We start from the raw sequence: 3,305 nt of genomic DNA, 5'->3' as shown, positions 1-3,305 counted from the left end.
AGATACCGTCTTGCGAGTCAACAAAAAATTGCATCATAAAATCAAATGTTGATTTTAAAGTACTAAACCTTCAGTCAGCTTCCTAGTCCTATAGTTGTTGATATGATCTGGATCAAAAGCCTTTCTTGAACTTAAAACACCAAAAACTATATGGAGTAACTTACGCATTGCAGCTCCTACAATGGCCATATTATGCTTGCCTTTCTCTTTTAACCTTTCGCAAAAAGTCATAATAATAGGATTGTGATTCTTAGCTACTATAGCAGGAAAGTAAATTGCCTTACATAATGTTCGTGAACCGGTTTTGCTTAATCTGGGCTTGGCATGTACAGATGAGCCTGATGTTATATTTCGTGGTATAGTTCCAGCGTATGCTGCCAATTGCCTGGCATTTATAAAAGCTTTTATGTCAGGAATTTCAGCTAAAATAGCTATTGCTGATTCCTCTCCTATGCCTGGAATAGTCAATAAGAGTTGAAAATCTTCCAACAATTCTTTATGTTGTTTTAATAGTTCACGTATGGAGTTTCTTATTATTTTTATTTCTTGTTCTATGTTCATTGCAAGGTTTTCCCAAGCGTTTGCGACTTCTTTAGGCAGTCTCTCTTTCTTTTCTAAATGATTATTTACTAATACTAATTCATCTTTTAATGCAGCTAAACAACGATAAAGATGCTTTAATTTTTTCTTTTCAGAAGAAGGTGGTGTCCAACGGGAAGGTTCCTGTCTTTGGCAATAATCTGCAATAATCTCTGCATCAGTCTGGTCATTCTTTTGTCGTACAAGCTTACTCCTTGCATAGCATTTTATGCAATAAGGATTTACAACACTAACAAAATGTCCAGCATTGTGTAGAAATTCAGCAAGAGCTTCACCATAACAACCTGTAGATTCCATACAGGCTTTTACTTCTTCTACATTATGTTTTTGCAAAAAGCCCAGTAAACCTTGAAATCCTGAATCCTCGTTTTTAAAACTCCTTTTCCTAGTTTCACGTTTCCCTTTTTTACTGATGAATGAAAGAAAAACATCAAAGCGTTCTTTTGAAATATCTATACCCAGAAAGTTGTTGATCATATATAACCCCATACGTTACCATTTAAAACGAAAAGTAAGGCTAACCTTGTGAATACAGAATTAGAACCATTTAGGTCTTTCTACGATACCGTTCAGCCTCTACTTTTGAGGAGGGAACTCTTAACTCTCATACAGATTTTATATCTAGGAATGAACACAAAATTTTTCCCTTCTCCACCTAATGCTCAAGCTTAAAACATTAGATGCTTTTTTCAAGATACAAGGAATGGATGCTAAAACAGGAAAAGCGTTAGAAGGAATAGAGCACTTAAAGCAATCGATAATTGATATACTGACTACTACGACAATGTTGTAAATTTTGACCTTTTTCATTGTTATGTTCTGTAGAATGAGATATATCTTTTACTCGAAACACTATATTTACTTCTTCAATATCAACTTCAATTCGCTTAACTAATATTCTGATAACATTACGTTTAGTTAGCCAATCTAAATCATCAAGCTTTGATTTAATATTGGAAAAAAACTCTTCTAAATTGGTTACAACGAGAGTTAATTCTTGTTGTAGATTTTTTCGATTGAATATTTTTTTCTTTTCCTCTTCAACTATTTTTAAGCTCTGTTTTGCTGCTTTAATTCGTGGTTCAAATTCTTCTTTGCTAATATACCCTTGAGTATAGCTATCAATAAGTCTTGAAATGCCTTGTTTCAGCTTATCATCTTGTTTTTTAAGTGAATCAGTTATTTGATCACATGGTGATTTTTGAAGTTCTGAAAGCCTACGCTGATATTCCTTTAAAATTCTGTTTGGATTTTTTAATAGGCTTTTAACTTCTTCCCACACAGCTGTCTCTAATGTAGAAGCACGAATTGTTTTACTATTACAAATCTTATTACCAGCAAAACGGTAAGCATCTGCGCCAATACAACGATAACATTTTTTTTGAGACTTGCCATATCTTTTAGCATAATAAGAATACTGGCAACGCTTGCATACCAATAAGCCTTGCAATAGATTAGTTGTTCCTATTTGTCTTGCTCTTTGCCTTTTTGCGTTCTCAGCTAATTGCTTTTGAACTATATCAAACAAATCTTCATCAACTATTTTAGGTACTGGAATGTAAATCCAATGTTCCCTTTCAACACGATAGGTAGAACTATTCTTTTTAGGTTGTTCACAGGAATGTTTGTATGGTCTTATTTGCGGCAGCTTTGCACCTACCTTTGTTTTACCAAAAGCTGCTTGTCCTTTATAGACAGGATTTTTTAGTGTACCACAAAGCGTGCCTTTATTCCAGCATTTTCCCTTCGCTGACATGATAGACATGGTATTTAGCTGGCGACATACTTCTCCAGCACTCATTCTTTCTCTGCCTATCCAAGAAAATAGCTTACGAACCACTTCCGCTTCTTCTTCATGAACTTCAAACCGAGCTTGCCCTCCTTCCATCTGTTTATTTATATAACGGTAGCCGTAAGGAGCTCTACACATTACATTTACACTACCTTTTTTAGCTGCATAAATTTTTCCTCGACGACATCTTTCAGTAATCTTTGTGTGTTCATATTCTGCTATCATACCTTGCATTTGTAACAATAAATGAGCTTCTGGACTATCATTAATCTGATTATTTAAAAAAATTACTTCTACTTTTGCTTTCTGTAATTCTTCAAGTAAAACCATCTGATATGCATATTTACGCGATAAACGATCAGGAGAATGAATATAGATTATGTCAATTTTACCTTCTGCTACTTTATTACGTAATTTTTCTAAGGCAGGACGAACTAAATTAGATCCACTATAGCCATTATCAACGAATTTATGTTCATCTAGCAATTCATGCCCATCTGCTTTAATTTTATTTTCTAAAGCTGAAAGTTGACTTGCAATCGTATTCTCTTGTACTTGTTTTTCTGAAGAAACTCTTGCATATAAGCTTACTGTTAACATTTGATCCTCCTTGAAGTTCTTTTTTATTTGCATTTACTGAATACTTTAGCACTGGCATTAATTTTGTGTAGGCGTCTAATAAATATACCTCTGCCAACCTATCAGGTTCATAACTAACTCGTATGGCAAATCTTTCTTTACTGTTCATAACATTCCATTTAAATAATATGCTCATTATTAATCCACTACATTAAAGCTGATAATTAGTTCGTCATTAGCGTCATAAATAAATGGAGCTCTTACTTTTGGACATAAAAGTTTTCTGGAAATACTTTTTTCAAGTTTTAAATTGTTGGCAACATTGTCGTAGGTG

At 33.8% G+C, this 3,305-nt stretch carries 2 protein-coding genes and 1 pseudogene; 1 reads left to right on the top strand and 2 read right to left on the bottom strand.

The annotated features are described in order from the left end of the window. Positions 1–54: 54 nt before the first annotated feature. Complete coding sequence (locus Wcon_RS09090; RefSeq protein WP_114517756.1) at positions 55–1,077, bottom strand: IS110 family RNA-guided transposase; 1,023 nt, start codon at positions 1,075–1,077, stop codon at positions 55–57. A 217-nt stretch (positions 1,078–1,294) separates the two neighbouring features. Between Wcon_RS09090 and Wcon_RS12260 the strand changes: the two are divergent. Next, positions 1,295–1,378 (top strand): annotated as a pseudogene (locus Wcon_RS12260) (GPW/gp25 family protein); the annotation flags it as partial. On the opposite strand, the gene Wcon_RS09080 reads toward Wcon_RS12260, so the two are convergent. Continuing rightward, positions 1,346–3,025: a recombinase family protein gene (locus Wcon_RS09080; protein WP_237350135.1), complete on the bottom strand. Its 1,680-nt coding sequence runs from the start codon at positions 3,023–3,025 to the stop codon at positions 1,346–1,348. The pseudogene Wcon_RS12260 and the gene Wcon_RS09080 sit on opposite strands and share 33 nt — an antisense overlap. Positions 3,026–3,305: the final 280 nt, after the last annotated feature.

Source organism: Wolbachia endosymbiont of Cylisticus convexus (assembly GCF_003344345.1).
This window is presented reverse-complemented; position numbering and strand designations above follow the sequence as displayed.